Raw genomic sequence first — 19,094 nt, 5'->3', positions numbered from 1 at the left:
ACCATGAACGCCGCCTCCTACGTCGTCCCGCTTCCGACCCAGGCTTCGCTTCCCGTCGTCGGGGAAAGCGGCCGTTATCCCGTGCGCCGCATCTGGTGCGTTGGCCGCAACTATCTCGAGCACATCCGCGAGATGGGCAATGACGAGCGCGCCCCGCCGTTCTTCTTCGCCAAGCACGCCGACATGCTGGTGCCGGACGGCGCCACCATTCCCTATCCGCCGCTGACAAAGGATCTCCATCACGAGGTCGAACTGATCGTCGCAATGAAGAGCGGCGGCCTCAACATTCCCGCTGACAAGGCGCTCGACCATGTCTACGGCTATGCCGTCGGCATCGATTTGACCCGACGCGACCTCCAGATCGCCTCGCGCAAGAAGGAGCGTCCGTGGGAGGTCGGCAAGTCGTTCGACTATTCGGCGCCTTGCTCCGCGGTGCAGCCGGCATCGAAGATCGGCCATCCCGCCAAGGGCAAGATCTGGCTCACGGTCAACAGCAAAGAGGCGCAGAAGGGCGACCTCACCGAGCTGATCTGGAACGTGCCCGAGATCATCTGGCAGCTCTCGCAGCAGGTGAAGCTCGCCGCCGGCGACATCATCATGACGGGCACGCCGGCCGGCGTGTCGCAGCTCCAGCCCGGCGACAAGCTCGAATGCGGCGTCGACGGCGTCGGTACGCTGAAGGTGAGCATCGGTCAGCCGGAATAAGGCTGAGCTCGAGATCACGGGACAGCAAAGCCCCGGGCATCGCGTCCGGGGCTTTTTTACGGATTCAAGTTCGTCACTCGTACGCCCCCGCCGCGTTGATGTCCTTTCCGGTGTAATCGGTCATCATCGCGGTCGCGACCAGCGTCACGACCGCGCAAATCGCGATGTAGACCGCGATCGCGGTCGCCGAGTGGAACGTGCCGTACAGCCAGGTGGCGATCAGCGGTGCGGGGCCGCCGGCGATCACGGATGCGAGCTGATAGCCGAGCGAGGAGCCGCTGTAGCGCAGGCGTCCGGTGAAGCTCTCGGCGATCAAGGCGGCTTGCGGTCCATACTGCATGTCGTGCGGAATCAGCGACAGGATGATCGCGAGGAAGATGATGGTCAGCGACCCCGTATTGAGCATGGCGAAATAGACGAAGCCGAAGATGCCCGTCACAGCAGCGCCGAGCATATACATGTTCTTGCGGCCGATCTGATCGGAGATATGTCCGCACAGCGGGATCGACACGAACGACAGCACCGAGGCCGAGAGCACCGCGGTCAGCAGGAAGTCGCGCGATACGTGCAGGGTGCCGATGCCATAGGAGAACACGAAGGCCGTGAAGATGTAGAACGGCGCCTGCTCCGACATGCGCGCAAACGCAGACAGTAGAATCTCCTTCGGGTATTCCCGGATCACCGTGAGCATCGGCGTGCGATCGACCTGGCGTTCGGCCACGAGCTTGGAGAACACCGGGGTTTCGAGAATGCCGAGCCTAATATAGAGGCCCACGCCGACCAGGATGATGCTGAGCGCGAAGGGAATACGCCAGCCCCATGCCAGGAACTGATCACCCGCCATCTGGCTGAACACCAGCACGGCAAGATTGGCGAGGAAAAGCCCGCAGGGCACACCGAACTGCGGCCATGATGCGATCAATCCACGGGATCGGTCGTTGCGCGCCCATTCCATCGACATCAGTACCGAACCGCCCCACTCACCGCCGACTCCGACGCCCTGAATGAACCGCAGCACGGTCAGGATCACGGCGCCCCAAATACCGATGCTGGCATAGGTCGGCACCACGGCCACCGCAGCGGTCGCCAGTCCCATCAAGAGCAGCGTCGCGATCAGCGTGGATTTACGTCCAATGCGGTCGCCATAATGGCCAAAGATTGCCGCGCCGACGGGCCTCGCGGCGAATCCGACCGCGTAGATCGCAAACGCCTCCAGCGTGCCGACCCAGGGATCGGAGTGAGGAAAGAAGAGCTTTGCGAAAACCAGACCCGTGACGGTGCTGTAAAGAAAGAAGTCATACCACTCGATCGCGGTCCCGATTGTGGAGGCGATCACGGCGCGGCGAAGCTGGCGCTGATGCTCGGGGGCAGTAAGTCGGGTGGCGTCGAGATCAAGGGTTGCCATGGGAGCGCATCCTCAGATAGGCCCCCGCTTGCGTGTTTTCACCTGTTATTGTTGCGGAAAAAACGACGTTGGGTTCCAAGGGTTCCAACCGACGTGAAATGGGATGCTAAAACTTTAGTCGATCGATAAGCCCCGGGAGGGGGCACTACCAGGCCTTCACCGCCCGATCGGCGTGGCTTGTCTGCGGCACACCCCGATTGAGCGACATGTGCGAATGCACGCAGAGCCAGCTATCGCCATGTCTTGAAAACACCATCGTGGCCCGGCCGGGGCGCGGAAACGCGCTGCCGTCGGGATGATAGCCCGTGCTCGTCCACGGCACGATCACGGTCGCCATCGTGCCATCGGACGATGCCAGGATCGAGGCTTGGTCGATGACGAAACGGAAGTCGGCCGTCTTCGGCCAGACGTTGTCCCATTGCGTCGAGACCCATTGCTCGAGACCCGGGATGACGTCGTTGTGCGTGCCGAACGCCAGCACATCCGGATGGAAGAGCGGCCGCGCCGAGGCATAGTCGACCTCGCGGACATAGCCCGCGAAGGTCTCCAGCCAGTGGCGAAAGAACTGCGTGATCTCGGTATTCGCGGTCGGCAAGGAGGCCATCGCCTGCTCCATGTTCGGCAACTCAATCGCGGCAATCTTGTTGCCATGAGGCGAACCGTCCAGCAAGATATGTGGAGAGCACCGGTGGAGATCGATCGACGAACCGGGCCGATTTCATGGAGCCGGACTCATGAGACGCCTTCTCCTGCTTGCGGCCACGCTTATCGTCTCGTGCAATGCAGCCAGCGCGCAGTCCGTTCAGCCCTATGCCGGCCTCGAGCATCGCCCCATCAAGGCGCTGTCGCAGCAGCAGATCGACGATCTTCGAGCCGGACGTGGCATGGGCCTGGCGCTTGCCGCCGAACTCAATGGATATCCCGGTCCGAGCCATGTTCTCGAGTTCGGTGATCGGCTTGATTTGACCGAGGATCAGCGCATCCGGGTTCAGCGCCTCTTCGATGCCATGAAGCAAGAGGCGGTCCCGCTGGGTAACAAGCTGGTCGAGCAGGAAGCGGAGTTGGACCGCCTCTTCTCCGCCCGCGTCGTGACATCGGAGTCACTCAAGGCGGCCCTCATTGCCATTTCGGAAACCCAGGCACTGCTCCGCGAAAGCCACCTCAAATACCATCTATCGACAACTGCCTTGCTCGACCGGAGCCAAATGCAGCGATACGCGGAGCTGCGCGGTTACCAACGCCCTGATGGCTCTGAAGAACACAAGCACCGTCACTAAACGCGATCACCGCAATGCCGACAGCACGATGAGGCCGAGGATCAGCGCCGTCAGCGAATATTTGAGCGTGTAGTAGACGTTGCGATTCCATTGCTTGACCTTGCGGCTCGCAAGATGGATCTCGTAGAGCTTGCCGAACACCTTGTTGAGCACGCCGACGCTCTCGCCGTCCACGTTCTGGGTTGCAGAGGCCTTGACGATGTGGTGGCTGACCCAGCGGTTGATCGCGGTCATGAAGCCGTATTTCATCGGACGCTCGACGTCGCAGAACAGGATGATGCGGTTGACGTCGGTGGCATTCTCGGCGCTGTGAATGAAGGTCTCGTCGAACATGAAGGCCTCGCCGTCGCGCCAGACGCATTCGACGCCATCGACCAGGATGCGGCACCTGTTCGAGTTCGGCGTGACGAGGCCGAGGTGGTAGCGCAGCGAACCGGCAAAGGGATCGCGGTGGGCGCCGAGCTTGCCGCCCGGCGGCAGCATCGCAAACATCGCACCATGCACGCTCGGAATGGAGTTGAGCAACTCCACCGTCTTCGGGCACAGCGTGCGCGCCGAAGGCAGGAAGTCGTCGTACCATTTCAGATAAAAGCGCTTCCAGCCGCTCTTGAAGAACGAGTAGAAACCCCAATCGTTGTTCTTCGCCGCCGCGCGAATGAAGCCTTCGTCGAACAGGCGAACGGCCTCATCGCGAATGGTCTCCCAATTTTCGCTGAGGGCTTTCAGCTCGGGAAACTGATCGACCGGGATCACCGGCTTGTTCGGCACCGCCGAGCCCGCATACATCAGCACATTGTAGGGCGCGAGATAGGTGGAGTGGTCGCCAAGCTGGCGCGCGAAGCGCAGCCGCTGCTTGCCGCGGAAATGAACGTAGATGGTCGATGCCGCCAGCACATAGAGAATGTCGAGTTGCGGCGCAAAAAGCAGTTTTAACATCTCCCCAGTTCCAGGTGATTTAACCGGGGACGTGATCTATCCCGACGCGGCCCGAGTGGCAAGATATCGACATGCATCCTGAGGCTGCTCCGCAGGTTGTGATTGGCACGGCCCTGGGCGGGGCGGCGCACAAGGACAAATCGAAGCCGCGCCCACCTCAATACCGGCGTTGCAGCCGCTTTCGGCCGCGTGGTATCTTGGGTTCCACAGGTTGGGAATCTGGAGTTGCGTCTTGGGGATATGGCGGTCGTTGGCGGGCTTCGCCCTCGCGCTGTCTCTGCTTGGAATATCCGTACCCGCGAATGGCCAAGGCGTTCAGCCGCGGCCGCAGCAGGGCAAGACGCCAGATCCGGAGCTGCGCGGCCAATGGCTGCGGCAAGGGCAGACATTCGCCTGCCGCGTCGAAACCAAGAAGGGCGCCGTCCCGCCGGATCCTGATTTACTCAGCTTCGCCTGCCAGCGCATGGGCGCGCTCGGCGTCGGCATCTCGGAGGCGTCACTGAAGGCCGCGCTCGGCGAACCGCACCGCAAGCTGCCGCCGGCGAACAACGCAACGAACTATGTGTACTTCCTCGGCAAGGCCGATCAGTCTCCTTATCTCGCCGCAACCGTGAAGGCGAACCGCGTGATCGCGCTTCAGGTCAGCGGGCCGGCACCTGCCCCCGGCTACAGCTTCAACCACATCAACCTCGGCGACAGCACCGAGAAACTGATGGCGCAGTTCGGCGGCCCCTTCCATGTCGGGCCGAGCGGGCTGGAGAAGACCGAGCTCTGGACCTATCACCCATGGCCCTTCTCATTCGAAGTGCAGGCGGACCGCGTCACGTCAATCCGGATCAGCGATCCGACCGTCCAGTAAACAGATTGTACGGGGCCCTGGTCACGCCCGTGACAGGGCCTGGAGACCCTTGAAGGTCAGGCGCTTCGGGTCGGTGACGCCGGCGAGATACAGGCGGCGGATGAACGTGATCACGGCGTCGCGGTCGCAATCGGTCAACGCGACGACGGCGTCGACCGCGATTCTCTGGGCTTCCATTGGGCTCACCTCGGCCTTGCAAGTAACCCCGGCCGAGACAGGCTAGGACTCCGCGGTTAATCCGGCGTTAACCGTTCGGGCAACATGGCCGATTCACCCGAGCGGCCGTATACGCAAAACAACGCATTGCCCGTGCACGCAGCGGCTCACCGCGCGGTGATGCTGTTCTTGAGCTGAGCAAACTGCTTCTTCAGCCGTGGCACCGCAAAGTCCGTGAAGGTCCGCACCTTCGGCACCGAGAGCCGGCCCTGCGGACAGATCAAATGCGCGGGCATCTCGGGATCCTCCTCGCCGGCCAGCACGATCTCGAGCTCGCCGCGCGCGACCTGCTCGCCCACCTGGTACGAATACATTCGCGCCACACCGCGGCCGGCGACGGCCGAGGCCACTGCCGCGTAGGTGCTGTTGACGACGAGCCGCGGCGTGAACTGTACCGTGCGGGCTGCCGATGACCCGGCCTGCGGTGCAAAGGTCCAGGAATTGGGAAGGTGCGCCATCGCGACGATCTGGTGCTTGGCGAGGTCGCCGGGCTCGGTGATGCGCGGGTGCTGCTTCAGATAGTGTGGGGATGCCACCACGACGCGGCTGATCTCGCCGACCCGCATCGCGACCATCGCCGAATCCGCGAGATGGCCGATGCGGAGCGCGACGTCGACCCCCTCCTCGATCAGATTGACCGCACGATCGAACAGCAGGAGTTTTGCCGACACGGTCGGAAAGGCATCGAGAAATGCATCGAGGATCGGCCGCAGCACCATCTCACCCGACACCACGGGCGCAGTGATTGTGAGCAAGCCGCGGGGCGCTGTGCGGGGCCCGGCCGCAATGTCATCGGCCTCCTCCAACTCGGTGAGCACGCGGCGACAGACCGCGACATAGCGCTCGCCCTCCTCGCTCAGCTTGATCGAACGTGTGGTCCGATGCAGCAGCTCAGCGCCGGCCCGCTGCTCCAGGAACGCAATGGCGCGGCTCACCGCCGCCGGCGAACGGCCGAGCTTGCGGCCCGCAGCCGCGAGGCTGCCCTCGTCCACCGCAAGGACGAACACCTTCATCGCATCCAGACGATCCATACGTTTCCCGCCAGCCCATCGAGCTCCGACTCCAAGCTAGGCGTTCGCTCCCGCTGCGACAACCACCGCCGGGCGACGGCCAGCATTCGTTCGCGCCACGAAAGAGTGTCTGCCGGACAGCGCATATTCGCAGCCGGCCCGCTGCGGCGTACGTCATCCGCCAAGCCAGCCGCCGCTGGCCCAGATTATGAACGCCAACAACAGGAGCCCGTCATGGGTATCGAACAGAAGGTCGCCATCATCACCGGTGCTTCGCAGGGCATCGGTGCCGCCCTAGTCCAGGGTTTTCGCGATCGCAACTATCGTGTCGTCGCGACGGCACGCTCCATCAAGCCGTCGGGCGGTGAGGATGTCCTCGCCGTTCCCGGCGACATCTCCGAGAGGGCTACGGCCGAGCGCGTGGTCTCCCAAGCCATCTCCCGCTTCGGCCGTGTCGACACGCTGGTCAACAACGCCGGCATTTTCGTCGCAAAGCCGTTCACGCAGTACACGGCGGAGGACTATGCGGCGGTGATGGGCACCAACGTCGCAGGCTTCTTCCACGTCACGCAGCTCGCAATCGCCGAGATGGAGAAGCAGGGGTCGGGCCATGTCGTCCAGATCACGACCACGCTGGTCGACCAGGCCAATTCGAACGTGCCCTCGGTGCTGGCCTCGCTGAGCAAGGGCGGGTTGAGCGCCGCGACCAGATCGCTCGCGATCGAATATGCCAAGCGCGGTATCCGCGTGAACGCGGTGTCGCCCGGCATCATCAAGTCGCCGATGCATCCCGTTGCGACGCACGCCCAGCTCGATGCGCTGCATCCTGTCGGCCATATGGGCGAGATGTCCGACATCGTCGATGCTGTGCTCTATCTCGAAGGTGCCTCCTTCGTCACCGGCGAAATCCTGCATGTCGACGGCGGCCAGAGCGCCGGCCACTGAACGCATCCGTGCCTTCGCGCGCACGAGGAGGACGTGACAGACGCAGATGCCAAGCAGCAAGTCCACCCCCGACCGCGTCAGCGGTCGGGTTCGATATCGGAGCCACTTGTTCACAGGAGCCGTCGTGCTCGCGCTCGCGATTGATCGTCTGCCGCTTACCACGCGCAAGGCATAGAACACGGAGGTCGTTGCGATCAGGAATATTGCATCACGCCATCGTCGATCCGGCCGAACCGCAAGGAGACGATGTCGAGCGCGTAGTTCTGGTAGAGCCGCCACGGCTGCTTCGAGCCTTGCTTCGGCATCTTTGCGACCGAGCGCTGGACATAGCCAGAGGTGAAATCGAGCGATGGCTGCGCGGTAATCGTGGGATCGTCATTATGCGGCATGCACTGCCGGAAATTGTGCCGGTCCATGTAGTTGATGAGCCGACAGATATACTCGCAGGTGAGGTCGCATTTCAGCGTCCATGATGCGTTTGTGTAGCCAAACGCGGAAGCCATGTTGGGCACGTCGGCATACATCATGCCCTTGTAGGTCAGCGTGCTGGCAAAATCGACGGCGCGGCCGTCGACGCTAACCTCCAACCCGCCGACCACCTGGAGCACCAGCCCCGTCGCAGTCACGACGATGTCCGCCGCAAGCTCGCTGCCGTCCTTCAGGCGGATACCGTCGTGCGTAAACGTGTCGATCTCTTTGGTGACCACCGAGGCGCGCTGCTCGCGGATCGCCTTGAACAGATCGCCATCCGGCACGAGGCAGAGCCGCTGGTCCCAGGGATTGTAGCGCGGCGTGAAATGGGTCGCGACGTCGTAGTCGGGGCCGAGCGCCATCTGCACGCCCTTGAGAACCAGCTCCTTCACCTTCGCAGGGCGGCGCCGACTGAGCTGGAAGAAGAACATTCCCCACATCACGTTGCGCCATCGGATCAGTTGATAGGCAAGCCGCGTCGGCAGATTGCGCCGCAATTTGTTGGCGACGGGATCCTGCGCCGGGCGCGACACCACATAGGTCGGCGAGCGCTGCAGCATGGTGACCTGCGCGGCCGTCTTGGCGAGCTCCGGCACCAGCGTCACCGCAGTCGCGCCCGAGCCGATCACGACGACGCGCTTGCCGGCGCAGTCGATATCGTCGGTCCATTTCTGCGGATGCACGATGCGGCCGGCGAAATCCGCGACGCCCGGAAACTCCGGCGTGTAGCCTGCCTCGTATTTGTAATAGCCCGAGCACATGAACAGGAAATTGCAGGTGAAGCGCACGGTTTCTGCCATGCCCTCGCCGGTAATGCGCTCGGCCTCGATGGTCCAACGTGCGTCCGGCGTCGACCACGCGGCCCGCTTGACGCGATGGCGGAAGCGGATGTGCTTCTCAATGCCGTTCTCGGCAGCGGTTTCGCGCACATAATTGAGAATCTGCGCGCCGTCGGCGATCGCCTTCGGATCGGTCCAGGGCTTGAAGGAATAGCCGAGCGTGAACATGTCGCTGTCGGAGCGGACGCCGGGATAGCGAAACAGATCCCACGTGCCGCCGATGCAGTCGCGGCCTTCGAGGATGACGTAGCTCTTGCCCGGGCATTTGGTCTGCAAGTGGAAGCCCGCGCCGATGCCGGACAGGCCAGCACCGACGATCAGCACGTCGAAATGTTCTTGCGACATTTGTTTCCTCCCCCGTCAACGATTGTCTGACCGGGACGATCCCTCGTCAACTGGCAATCGGCCCCTGACACAACCGCGAGGAAACAGTGCGTCGCGCTCAAAACAACAAAGCCCCGGATCGCTCCGGGGCTTTGCGTCGATAATAGATGCGATCAGCCGATCAGTACCGGTAATGGTCCGACTTGTACGGACCTTCCTGCTTGACACCGATGTAGTCGGCCTGGTCCTTGCGCAGCTCGGTGAGCTTGACGCCGATCTTGGCGAGATGCAGCCGGGCCACCTTCTCGTCCAGCGACTTCGGCAGCACGTAGACTTCCTTCTTGTACTTGCCGTTCTTGTTGTTGGCGTAAAGCTCGATCTGCGCCAGCGTCTGGTTGGTGAAGGAGGCCGACATCACGAAGGACGGATGGCCCATCGCATTGCCGAGGTTCACGAGGCGACCTTCCGACAGCATGATGATGCGATGCTTGTCGGGGAATTCGATCTCGTCCACCTGCGGCTTGATGTTGGTCCACTTCAGGTTACGCAGACCCGCGATCTGGATCTCGTTGTCGAAGTGACCGATGTTGCAGACGATGGCGCGATCCTTCATCGCGCGCATGTGCTCGATCGTGATGATGTCCTTGTTGCCGGTCGCGGTGACGAAGATGTCGGCGCGGGGCGCAGCGTCTTCCATGGTCACGACTTCATAGCCTTCCATCGCCGCCTGCAGCGCGCAGATCGGATCGACTTCGGAGACCATGACGCGGCAGCCGGCCTGGCGCAGCGAGGCGGCCGAACCCTTGCCGACGTCGCCGAAGCCCGCGACCATCGCGACCTTGCCCGACATCATCACGTCGGTGCCGCGGCGGATGCCGTCAACCAGCGATTCACGGCAGCCGTAGAGGTTGTCGAACTTCGACTTGGTGACGCTGTCGTTGACGTTGATGGCCGGCCATAGCAGCGTGCCGGCCTTCTGCATGTCATAGAGACGATGCACGCCCGTGGTGGTCTCTTCGGAAACGCCCTTGATGCTCTTGGCGATCTCGGCGAAGTAGCCCTTCGGCTTCTCCTTGAGCTGCTTCTTCAGAAGCGCAAAGAAGACTTCCTCTTCTTCCGAACCCGGCTTGTCTAGAAACTTGGTGTCGCCGTTCTCGGCGCGCAGGCCGAGATGGACGTACATGGTGGCGTCGCCGCCGTCGTCGAGGATCATGTTCGGATGACCGCCGCCGTGCCAGTCGAACAGCTTGGCGGTGTAGTCCCAGTACTCGGTCAGGCTCTCACCCTTGACGGCGAACACCGGAATGCCGGCGGCTGCGATCGCCGCCGCGGCGTGGTCCTGCGTCGAATAGATATTGCAGGAGACCCAGCGGATGTCGGCGCCGAGCGCGGCCAGCGTCTCGATCAGCACGCCGGTCTGGATCGTCATGTGCAGCGAGCCGGCGATGCGCGCGCCCTTCAGCGGCTGCTTCGGGCCATACTCTTCGCGGGTGGCCATCAGGCCGGGCATCTCGGTCTCGGCGAGCGAGAGCTCCTTGCGGCCGAAATCGGCGAGTGAAATGTCCTTGACGATGTAATCGGTGAAGCCGGGCTTCGCGTTCATGTCTGTTTCCTAGTGGTGGGTCTGGCGTGTCAGTAACGAAGCAAACGAAGCGCCTTGCGGCACAGTCTTCTCCCTCTCCCCGTTCTTACGGGGAGAGGGCTGGGGTGAGGGGCTCGCGCACTGAGCCAGTGGAGAGTCCCCCTCACCCGCCGCTTCGCGGCGACCTCTCCCCCGCAAGCGGGGCGAGGTAAGAGCGTTTAGACGGCGCGTTTGAGCGCTTCGACGAGATCGGTCTTCTCCCAGGAGAAGCCGCCCTCGTTGTCGGGGGTACGGCCGAAATGGCCGTAGGCGGAGGTGCGCGCGTAGATCGGGCGGTTGAGATCGAGATGGCTGCGGATGCCACGTGGGGTGAGATCCATCGCCTTGGCGGCGGCCTTCTCGAGCTGTTCCTCCGACACTTTACCGGTGCCGTGGGTGTCGATGTAGATCGACAGCGGACGCGCCACGCCGATGGCGTAGGCGAGCTGCAGCGTGCAGCGATCCGCAAGACCGGCCGCGACGATGTTCTTGGCGACGTAGCGGGCAGCGTAAGCCGCGGAGCGGTCGACCTTGGTCGGATCCTTGCCGGAGAACGCGCCGCCGCCGTGCGGGGCCGCGCCACCATAGGTGTCGACGATGATCTTGCGGCCGGTCAGGCCGGAATCGCCGTCGGGACCGCCGATGTAGAACTTGCCGGTCGGGTTGATGTGCCAGATGGTCTTCGCAGTGATCCATTCCTTCGGCAGCGCCTCGCGCACGTAGGGCTCGACGATGTCGCGAATTTGCTTGGACGAGATGTCCTCGACCAGATGCTGATGCGAGACCACGATCTCGCGCACGCCGACCGGCTTGCCGTTCTCGTACTGCACGGTGACCTGGCTCTTCGAGTCCGGGCCCAGCACCTTCTCGCGGCCGGAGTGGCGCGCTTCCGAGATGAGGCGCAGGATCTTGTGGGCGTAGAAGATCGGTGCCGGCATCAGATCCGGCGTCTCGTTGGTGGCGTAGCCGAACATGATGCCCTGGTCGCCCGCGCCCTCTTCCTTGACTTCGCCCGGCTGCAGCGCATCGACGCCCTGCGCGATGTCGGCGGACTGCGGATGCAGCAGGATCTCGATGTCCGCCTTCTGCCAGTGGAAACCTTCCTGCTCGTAGCCGATGTCCTTGATCGCGGCGCGCACGACGCCTTCGATCTGCTCGTTGGTGACGGATGCGGGACCGCGGGTCTCACCGGCGATCACGACCTTGTTGGTGGTCGCGAGCGTTTCGCAGGCGGCACGAATTTGCCAGGGATCGATGCCGGCTTTCGGTCCTTCGCGGTAGAACAGATCGACGATCTCGTCGGAGATCCGGTCGCACACCTTGTCCGGATGGCCTTCGGACACGGACTCGCTGGTGAAGAGATAGGACGCGCGCATCAGTAACCCCTTGTTCCGCCGCTAGCTGGCGGGCGTTTGCGATGTTTAGCTTTCAATGATGTCAATCACGCCGGCGCGAGATGACGTAGGATTCGTCGAGAAACCAGAGCCCATTGTACTTTCGCAGCACGTCCCTGGCGGCATCCAGAGTGCGGCCGTTTTGAGTCATTTCCGTCAACCGGTCGTCCTCAATCTGAGCGACATACACCGCCGCATTCCAGGCTGCAAAGGCCGTCGAGGTTCCGATAGTGCCCGTCACCTCGTTGGGCAGCGCTTCCATATCATACCTGAAGATCGAGCGGTTATCTGCGTAAGCATTAAAATTTAAGTCGCGGCCCACCGAGCCGAGCTCATACTTCACCGCGCGCAATAGCTCATGACGGCTCACCGAGAAAGGGTTTTCTCCGGGCCAGATCGCCTGGATCATCTCCATGCCCGGATCCTGGCCATGGGAGTGAATTCCGATCAGGCGGCCGCCCGCCCGCAAGGCCCGGGCCAGGGGCGCAATGATCCGTTTTGCCCGAAAATTGACCGAGGACAGCGCGCGGTATGGCTGGGATGCAATAACGAGATCGAAATTGGCCTCGGCCTGGCCCGGCCGCGGAATGGTCGAATCGAGCAGAAACCGCTGGTCTTCACGGTAGAGCACCAGCACGACAGGCCGCTCATAGAGCGGCATTCCCGTGCGCGGGCTGACCGCCGCGCGCCAGTTCTGTTCCAAAAACGGCTTCAACTCCGCGATTTGCGTCTCGAACTCGCCCGAGGAAGCACCCCGCAGGGGAACTTCATGCCAGACTGTCGCGGCTGCCGCCGCGGGCGATGACGGCGTGAGCCAGGGCGCCTCCGCGTAGAGCATGTTGGTAAAAACGAACACCGAGGCCGGATGCTCGAAAATGCGATCCGGCACCTTGTCCAGCGTCAGGCGGAGGTCCTCGAGACTGAGCTCCTTGCCTGCGACATAGAAGGGCATGTGCGGAAAGCGCTGATGCATCGAGCGCAGCACACGCGCCAAGACCGTGCCGTCGCCAACGCCGGCATCGAACACGCGCAGCGCCGGAGGCCGGGGATGGATGCTGGCAAGCTCCAGCGCCACGCGCTCGGCGACCACCCGCTTCTCACTGCAAGTGTGGACAAACAGCAGGTATTTCTGGCGGTTCTCGAAAAAGCGGAAATTGCCGCGCGGATCGCGCTTTTCCGGGGGCACCTGAAGCCCCCGCGGCGGCGGCACGCCGCCGGCCATCGATGCGGCCATGTAGGCTTGGATCCGGTCCAGGGTGTCGATCGTGATGCGCTTGCCCTCGCGCAGGCGGTGCACGAGCTTCCCATCGTTCACCGCGCGCCGTCCGAACGTCGACTCCGCCATGTCCGCCTTACGGCAGAACTCGGTGATTTGGCTCAGGATTTCGTCATTCTTCATGGAGTGGGACGCGGTGGGCAGAGGGATTGGGTAACGCCTCCTAGCAAAGTCTGCCCACCGAGGGAATAGGGATGGAGCCGCCGCCCGTGTGCCATGTGCACAACAGCGAGGCCGTGAACCACCTGCCCCTGCCGGGCAACAAACAGACGCCTCTCCTCAACGGGACCACCGCCAATGCGTCGCCTGCTCGTCGCGCTCTGCCTGCTCGCCGCAACCCTGTGGTCGGCGCCCGCCTTTGCGCAGGCGCGCAGCCAGCTTGGGCCGCTCTGCACCACCGACACCACGCCGGCGGACCAGATGATCGATGCCTGCAGCAAGATCATTGCGCTGAAGGTGTTCAAGGGCGAGCAGCTCGCAACGGTCTACTTCTGGCGCGCGGTAGGCTGGAATAAGAAGGGCGAATACCCAAAGGTCATCACCGACGCCACGGAAGCGATCCGGCTCCAGCCGAGCCAGGCAGTCTATAATCTCAGGGGATCGGCCTACTACGACAGAGGCGAGTACGAGATCGCGATCACCGATTTCGACGATGCGCTGAAGCTGGGCCCGCCTGATGGTACCATCTTCCATAATCGCGGCAATGCATGGCGCGGCAAGGGCGACTACGCCAAAGCCATTGCCGATTACGATATGTCGATCAAGGCCGATCCCAGATCGGCGTTCTCGTTCCAGAACCGCGGCATCTCCAAGGAGGCGCTCGGCGACCTCGACGGCGCGCTGGCCGACATCAACCAGGCGATCCGGCTCGACCCGACACTGCCGCAGCCGCTGATCAACCGGACCGCGATCTGGCGTGTCAGAGGCGATTACGATCGCGCGATTGCCGACGGCAGCGAAGCGATTCGGCTTGCGAAGGAGAAGCCGCCCGTCAACATCATGACGCCGCCGAACAGCGTGCTGATCTCGGGCTACACCCATCGCGCGTTGGCCTACGAGGCGAAAGGCGACTACGCGCACGCGAGCGACGACTACAAGGCCACGCTGGCGATCGCGGCGTCCGATGCCGGCAGCAAGGCCAATCAAGCCACCGCAAAGGTGCGGCTCTCGCTGATCACCGACGCAAGCGCACCGATCCCGCGCGATGCGCCGTCACCGACGACCGAGCCGGCAAAGGCACCGGCTCCCCAGCAGACGGGTGCCGCGGCGCCCCCCTCGCCTGCTCCGGCCGCGCGCGGCACGCGCATGGCGCTGATCATCGGCAACGGCGCCTATGCGCACGTCAAGGCGCTGCCCAATCCGCCCAATGACGCGCGCGCCGTTGCGAAGAGCCTGCGCGATATCGGCTTCACTGTATCAGAAGGCGTCGATCTCGACCGCGCGGCGATGCAGAAGATGACGCGTGACTTCTTGCGGGAGGCGGCGCGGGCGCAGGTCGTGGTGGTCTACTATGCGGGCCACGGCGTGCAGGTCGACGGCCGCAATTATCTCATTCCCGTCGACGTCGAACTCAAGCCGGGCGCGAGCATGACGGACGTGATGATCGACATGGACACGATCATGGCCGGCCTCGACGACCAGGTCCGCACCAACATTTTGATCTTCGATGCCTGCCGCAACAATCCGATGGCACAGCAGGTCGCATCGGCCGGCACCAGCCGCGCCATCGAAGCTGCCTCGGGCCTCGCAGCGCCAACGAGCCTGGGCGCCGGCGCGACGCTCGGCGCCGGCACGCTGATCGCTTTCGCCACTGCGCCGGGCCAGGTCGCGCTCGACGGTGAAGGCGCCAACTCGCCGTTCTCCGCCGCGCTCTCCCGCCATCTCGGCACGCCTGGCCTGGAAGTGCAGCAGATGCTGACGCGGGTGCGGGCCGAGGTGGTGTCGACCACGAAGAACAAGCAGGTCCCGTGGTCGAACTCGTCGCTGCTGGGCGAGGTTTATCTGGCGGAGAAGTGAGAGGGGCGTTTGCGCCCCGCTTGTCAGGAGCGCGATGCCACCCGCCACGCGTTCGGTGTCATCGCCCGGGTTGACCGGGCGATCAAGTAATCCGAGATAGCGAGAGATGCGGAAAAGCTGCGGCGTACTGGATTCCCCGCCTGCGCGGGGAATGACAGCGGAGCAAGGAGGCTTATTGGCCCCACACTTCCTTTGCGATCTCCACCGCGAGGCTGAGCTTGGCCCACTGCTCCTCTTCGGAGAGGACGTTGCCCTCTTCCGTCGAGGCAAAACCGCACTGCGGAGAAAGTGCAAGTTGCTCCAGCGGGGCAAACTTGGCGGCTTCCTCGAGACGGCGTTTGATCGCGTCCTTGTTCTCGAGTTCACCGAACTTCGAGGTGATGACGCCGACCACAACGACCTTGTTGCCCTTGGGCAGGAAGCGCAGCGGCTCGAAGCCACCGGCACGGTCGCTGTCGTATTCGAGGAAATAGCCGTCGTAATTGGTGCCGGCGAGCATGGTCTCGGCAACCGGCTCGTAGCCGCCTGACGAAATCCAGGTCGAACGGAAATTGCCGCGGCAGACATGCGTCGTCACCACCATGTCGGCGGGCTTCTCGGCCAGCGCGTAGTTGATGACGCGCGCATAGATCTGCTGGAGGCCTTCCGGATTGTCGCCGCGCTCGCGCGCCTTTTGCAATTCGTCCGGCGAGCAGAGATAGGCCCACACGGTGTCGTCGAACTGGAGATAGCGGCAGCCGGCGTCATAGAACGCCTTCACGGCCTTGCGGTAGGTCTTGCCGAGGTCTTCGTAGAAGGCGTCGAGATCGGGATAGACGTCCTTGGAGATCGCCTTGCGGCCGCCGCGGAAGTGCAGCACCGCCGGCGACGGGATCGTCATCTTGGCGGTGACGTGAGCCTGATCGGCGACTTTCTTCAGGAAGCGGAAGTGATCCAGCATCGGATGGTCGTCGGGAAAATCGAGCTTGCCGATCACGCGCACCGCGTCATGCCGCGTCTCGACGCCCGCGAACTGGATGCCTGTGTCGGGGTGGAACATTTCGCAGCCGGTGAGCTTGGCCAGGAAATCGAAATGCCACCAGGAGCGGCGGAATTCGCCGTCGGTTGCGAGCTTCAGGCCGAGCGAAGCCTGCTTGTGCACGACCTTCTCGATCTCCATGTCCTCGATCTTGCGCAGATCGTCGGCCGAGATCTCGCCCTTCTCCAGCCTGGCGCGGGCTTCCTTGATCTTGGCGGGGCGTAGGAGGCTGCCGACCTCGTCGGCGCGGAAGGGGGCTTTGGTTCGCTGCATTTCTTACTCCCAGTTATTTTTAGTGGGCCGCCGCCCCTGCGACGCCGAGGTGGCGCTCGAGGACCGACGGGTCGGCCTTCAGCGCGGCGCTCGGGGCGTCGTGGACGATCGTTCCGCGCTCCAATATCACAACACGGTCGGCCAGCCCCAGAATCTTTTGGGCATTCTGCTCGACGATGATCGAGCAGATGCCGCCCGCCCGGGTGATGGTCCCGATCGCTTTCAAGAGCTCCTCGACGATGATGGGGGCAAGGCCCTCGGTCGGCTCGTCCAGGAGAAGCACTTTCGGATTGAGGGTCAGCGCGCGGCCGATTGCCAGCATCTGCTGCTCACCGCCGGAGAGCTGGTTGCCAAAATTGCTCCGCCGCTCCTTCAACCGCGGGAACATCTCGTAGACCCTCTCAACGGTCCAGGGACCGGGTTGGGCCACTGCGGACATGTTCTCCTCTACCGTGAGCGAGCGGAAGATATTGCGCTCCTGCGGCACCCAGCCGATGCCGGCGCGCGCCCGCTGATCGGGCCGCAAGGTCGTGACGTCGGCGCCAGCCAGCCCGACAGTGCCGGAGAAGCGGCGGGTGACGCCGACGATCGAGTTGATCAGCGTGGTCTTGCCGGTGCCGTTGCGCCCCAACAGCGCCAGCACCTGGCCTTCGGCGAGACGCAGGGACATGTTCGGCAGCACCACGGCCTCGCCGTAGCCCGCGCGAAGCGAGTCGATCGCGAGCAGGTCAGACATTGACCGCCTCCTCGCCGAGGTAGACCGCCTTGACCTGCGGGTCGCGCGCGACCTGCTCGGGCGGGCCTTCGGTGAGCAGCGCGCCGGAGACCAGGACAGAGATGCGGTCGGCGAAGGAGAACACGAGGTCCATGTCGTGCTCGATCAGCAGCACGGTGACGTCGCGTGGCAGGCTGCCTACGACGGCGAGAATGTCGTGGCGCTCGCTCTCGGGCACGCCGGCGGCAGGCTCGTCCAGCAGCAGCACGCGCGGCTTGGCGGCGATCGCGACCGCGATCTCGAGCAGGCGCTGCTTGCCGTAAGGCAGCGTCACGGTCTGCTCGTTCATGACGTCGAGCAGGTGGAAGCGCGTCAGGAGGTCGGCGATCTCGCCGTTGACGTCGCTGCGCGTGCCCATCCGCCGCCACCAGTCGCCGCCATGGCCGAGGCGCTCGGAGACAGCGAGACCGATGGTCTCGAGCGGGGTCAGGTCGGGATAGAGCTGGTTGATCTGGAAGGTACGCGACAAGCCGCGCAACACGCGCTTATGCACGGGCAGATCCGTGATGTCCTGGCCTTCGAGCAGGATGCGGCCCGAGTTCGGCTTGAGCACGCCGGTGAGCTGGTTGATGACCGTGGTCTTGCCGGCGCCGTTCGGGCCTATCAGCGCGTGTCGGGCGCCCTGCTCGATTTTCAAGGACAGATCGCGGGTGACGCGCAGACCGCCGAACTGCTTTTCGAGATTTTGGGTTTCGAGCGCGATGGTCATGCGTCGCTCTCCGGCACGGCGACAACGGCTTTGCGCCCGGCTATCTGCTTGATGACCAGATTGGGCACATACAGCATCCAGCGATGCAGTCGCGGCCGGCCGACCAGGACGATCACGACCAGCACGAGGCCGATCCAGAACTGCCAGTATTGCGGAGTGATGGTCGAGAATAATTCCTGCAGCATGCGAAACAGCACTGCGCCGATCAGCCCCCCATAGAGATAGCCGGTGCCGCCGATGACGAGGACCAGCATCAGGTCCGCCGAGCGCTCGAAGGCGAACACGTCCAGCGAGGCGATCGCGGTGGTCTGGGTGAACAGCGCGCCCGCGATGCCGGCATAGAACGCCGCGAGCGTGTAGATCGCAATCAGCCGACGGTTGACGGGGATTCCGATGGCGGCCGCGCGGAGCGGATTGTTCTTGATCGCCCGCAATGACAGACCGAACGGCGAGTGCACGACCCGGCGAGCGAACAGGAACAACAGGAACAGAACGGCGAGCGAATAGAAGAAGCCGGTCTTGCCGAACATGTCGAACGGGATCTCGCCGAAGATCGGCTGCATCTCGATACCCTGCAGGCCGTCGGTGCCGCCGGTGATGTTGGAGAAGCGTTCGGCCAGCGCCTCAAGCAACAACGCGATCCCGAGTGTCACCATCAGCCGCGTCAAGTCGACGCCGCGGATCACCAGGAAGCTGGTGGCGAAGCCGAATACCATCGCGACAAGGCCGGCGACGACAAGCGCAAGGACGGGCTCGTTGATGATCCCGTGCAGCGCGAGAAGCCCCGCCGCGTATGCGCCGACGCCGAAGAAGGCGGCATGGCCGAGCGAGACGATGCCGGCGTAGCCGAGGATCAGATCGAGCGACATCGCAAACAGCGCGAGCCGCAGGATGTCCGTCATGATCAGGTAGCGCGTGGGAAATACGAAGCCGCAGGCCAGCACGATCAGCCAGAAAGCGGCCTCGCCATAGTGCCAGCGTGCCTGGCGCTGGGCGTGATAGCCGACGTCGGAGGAGGCGCTCAT

General features: G+C 63.5%; 18 protein-coding genes. 5 read left to right on the top strand and 13 right to left on the bottom strand.

The window, feature by feature from the left end; all coding sequences use genetic code 11:
- The first annotated feature begins 3 nt into the window (after nucleotides 1-3).
- Entirely contained in the window at nucleotides 4-705 is a 702-nt protein-coding gene (locus ABIB90_RS32355) for a fumarylacetoacetate hydrolase family protein (protein ID WP_354202116.1), read from the top strand.
- Between the two features lie 73 nt (nucleotides 706-778).
- Here the strand turns inward: ABIB90_RS32355 and ABIB90_RS32350 are convergent, their stop codons facing one another.
- Together ABIB90_RS32350 and ABIB90_RS32345 are read right to left on the bottom strand one after the other, a co-directional pair.
- Nucleotides 779-2,110 carry an MFS transporter gene (locus tag ABIB90_RS32350; RefSeq protein WP_354202115.1) on the bottom strand — a complete coding sequence of 444 codons (1,332 nt, stop codon included), beginning with the start codon at nucleotides 2,108-2,110 and terminating at the stop codon, nucleotides 779-781.
- Between the two features lie 145 nt (nucleotides 2,111-2,255).
- Entirely contained in the window at nucleotides 2,256-2,714 is a 459-nt protein-coding gene (locus ABIB90_RS32345; protein ID WP_354202114.1) for a YybH family protein, read from the bottom strand.
- Between the two features lie 130 nt (nucleotides 2,715-2,844).
- Here ABIB90_RS32345 and ABIB90_RS32340 point away from each other — a divergent pair, with 130 nt between their 5' ends.
- Entirely contained in the window at nucleotides 2,845-3,387 is a 543-nt protein-coding gene (locus tag ABIB90_RS32340; RefSeq protein ID WP_354202113.1) for a hypothetical protein, read from the top strand.
- Nucleotides 3,388-3,393: 6 nt separating this feature from the next.
- Here the strand turns inward: ABIB90_RS32340 and ABIB90_RS32335 are convergent, their stop codons facing one another.
- Complete coding sequence (locus tag ABIB90_RS32335) at nucleotides 3,394-4,323, bottom strand: aspartyl/asparaginyl beta-hydroxylase domain-containing protein (RefSeq protein ID WP_354202112.1); 930 nt, start codon at nucleotides 4,321-4,323, stop codon at nucleotides 3,394-3,396.
- A gap of 250 nt (nucleotides 4,324-4,573) precedes the next feature.
- Here ABIB90_RS32335 and ABIB90_RS32330 point away from each other — a divergent pair, with 250 nt between their 5' ends.
- Entirely contained in the window at nucleotides 4,574-5,182 is a 609-nt protein-coding gene (locus tag ABIB90_RS32330) for a hypothetical protein (protein WP_354202111.1), read from the top strand.
- A gap of 21 nt (nucleotides 5,183-5,203) precedes the next feature.
- Here the strand turns inward: ABIB90_RS32330 and ABIB90_RS32325 are convergent, their stop codons facing one another.
- The gene (locus ABIB90_RS32325; protein WP_007601983.1) at nucleotides 5,204-5,359 is read right to left on the bottom strand and encodes a hypothetical protein; all 156 of its coding nucleotides are present in this window, start codon (nucleotides 5,357-5,359) and stop codon (nucleotides 5,204-5,206) included.
- A 146-nt stretch (nucleotides 5,360-5,505) separates the two neighbouring features.
- The gene (locus tag ABIB90_RS32320) at nucleotides 5,506-6,429 is read right to left on the bottom strand and encodes a LysR family transcriptional regulator (RefSeq protein WP_354202110.1); all 924 of its coding nucleotides are present in this window, start codon (nucleotides 6,427-6,429) and stop codon (nucleotides 5,506-5,508) included.
- Between the two features lie 213 nt (nucleotides 6,430-6,642).
- On the opposite strand from ABIB90_RS32320, the gene ABIB90_RS32315 reads away from it, so the two are divergent.
- Nucleotides 6,643-7,353, top strand: a complete 711-nt coding sequence (locus ABIB90_RS32315) for an SDR family NAD(P)-dependent oxidoreductase (RefSeq protein WP_354202108.1) — start codon at nucleotides 6,643-6,645, stop codon at nucleotides 7,351-7,353.
- Nucleotides 7,354-7,547: 194 nt separating this feature from the next.
- Here ABIB90_RS32315 and ABIB90_RS32310 read toward each other — a convergent pair whose 3' ends face one another.
- The 4 genes from ABIB90_RS32310 to ABIB90_RS32295 form a co-directional block, all read right to left on the bottom strand.
- Nucleotides 7,548-9,008 (bottom strand): flavin-containing monooxygenase, encoded by a 1,461-nt coding sequence (locus ABIB90_RS32310; protein WP_354202107.1) that lies wholly within the window; start codon nucleotides 9,006-9,008, stop codon nucleotides 7,548-7,550.
- 160 nt (nucleotides 9,009-9,168) lie between these two features.
- The gene (gene ahcY / locus ABIB90_RS32305; protein WP_354202106.1) at nucleotides 9,169-10,590 is read right to left on the bottom strand and encodes an adenosylhomocysteinase; all 1,422 of its coding nucleotides are present in this window, start codon (nucleotides 10,588-10,590) and stop codon (nucleotides 9,169-9,171) included.
- Between the two features lie 197 nt (nucleotides 10,591-10,787).
- Nucleotides 10,788-11,984, bottom strand: a complete 1,197-nt coding sequence (gene metK, locus ABIB90_RS32300) for a methionine adenosyltransferase (RefSeq protein ID WP_007601978.1) — start codon at nucleotides 11,982-11,984, stop codon at nucleotides 10,788-10,790.
- A gap of 61 nt (nucleotides 11,985-12,045) precedes the next feature.
- Nucleotides 12,046-13,401, bottom strand: a complete 1,356-nt coding sequence (locus ABIB90_RS32295; RefSeq protein WP_007601977.1) for a hypothetical protein — start codon at nucleotides 13,399-13,401, stop codon at nucleotides 12,046-12,048.
- A gap of 174 nt (nucleotides 13,402-13,575) precedes the next feature.
- Between ABIB90_RS32295 and ABIB90_RS32290 the strand changes: the two genes are divergently transcribed.
- Entirely contained in the window at nucleotides 13,576-15,294 is a 1,719-nt protein-coding gene (locus ABIB90_RS32290; protein ID WP_354202105.1) for a caspase family protein, read from the top strand.
- Between the two features lie 172 nt (nucleotides 15,295-15,466).
- Here ABIB90_RS32290 and ABIB90_RS32285 read toward each other — a convergent pair whose 3' ends face one another.
- From ABIB90_RS32285 to ABIB90_RS32270, 4 genes are read right to left on the bottom strand one after another with little or no spacing between them, the layout of a single operon-like run.
- Nucleotides 15,467-16,585 (bottom strand): cobalamin-independent methionine synthase II family protein, encoded by a 1,119-nt coding sequence (locus ABIB90_RS32285; RefSeq protein WP_354202104.1) that lies wholly within the window; start codon nucleotides 16,583-16,585, stop codon nucleotides 15,467-15,469.
- 19 nt (nucleotides 16,586-16,604) lie between these two features.
- On the bottom strand, nucleotides 16,605-17,321 hold the full coding sequence (locus tag ABIB90_RS32280) for an ABC transporter ATP-binding protein (RefSeq protein ID WP_354129512.1): 717 nt from the start codon (nucleotides 17,319-17,321) through the stop codon (nucleotides 16,605-16,607).
- Nucleotides 17,314-18,069 carry an ABC transporter ATP-binding protein gene (locus ABIB90_RS32275; RefSeq protein WP_007612502.1) on the bottom strand — a complete coding sequence of 252 codons (756 nt, stop codon included), beginning with the start codon at nucleotides 18,067-18,069 and terminating at the stop codon, nucleotides 17,314-17,316. Before ABIB90_RS32275 ends, ABIB90_RS32280 begins: the two co-directional genes overlap by 8 nt.
- A complete protein-coding gene (locus ABIB90_RS32270; protein ID WP_354202103.1) occupies nucleotides 18,066-19,094 on the bottom strand; it encodes a branched-chain amino acid ABC transporter permease in 1,029 nt (342 codons plus the stop codon). The genes ABIB90_RS32275 and ABIB90_RS32270 overlap by 4 nt, the downstream gene beginning before the upstream one ends.

Source organism: Bradyrhizobium sp. JR4.1 (genome assembly GCF_040548605.1).
Lineage (GTDB): Bacteria > Pseudomonadota > Alphaproteobacteria > Rhizobiales > Xanthobacteraceae > Bradyrhizobium > Bradyrhizobium canariense.
The sequence above is the reverse complement of the archived record's forward strand: the minus strand, read 5'-3'. Positions and strand labels throughout refer to the sequence as shown.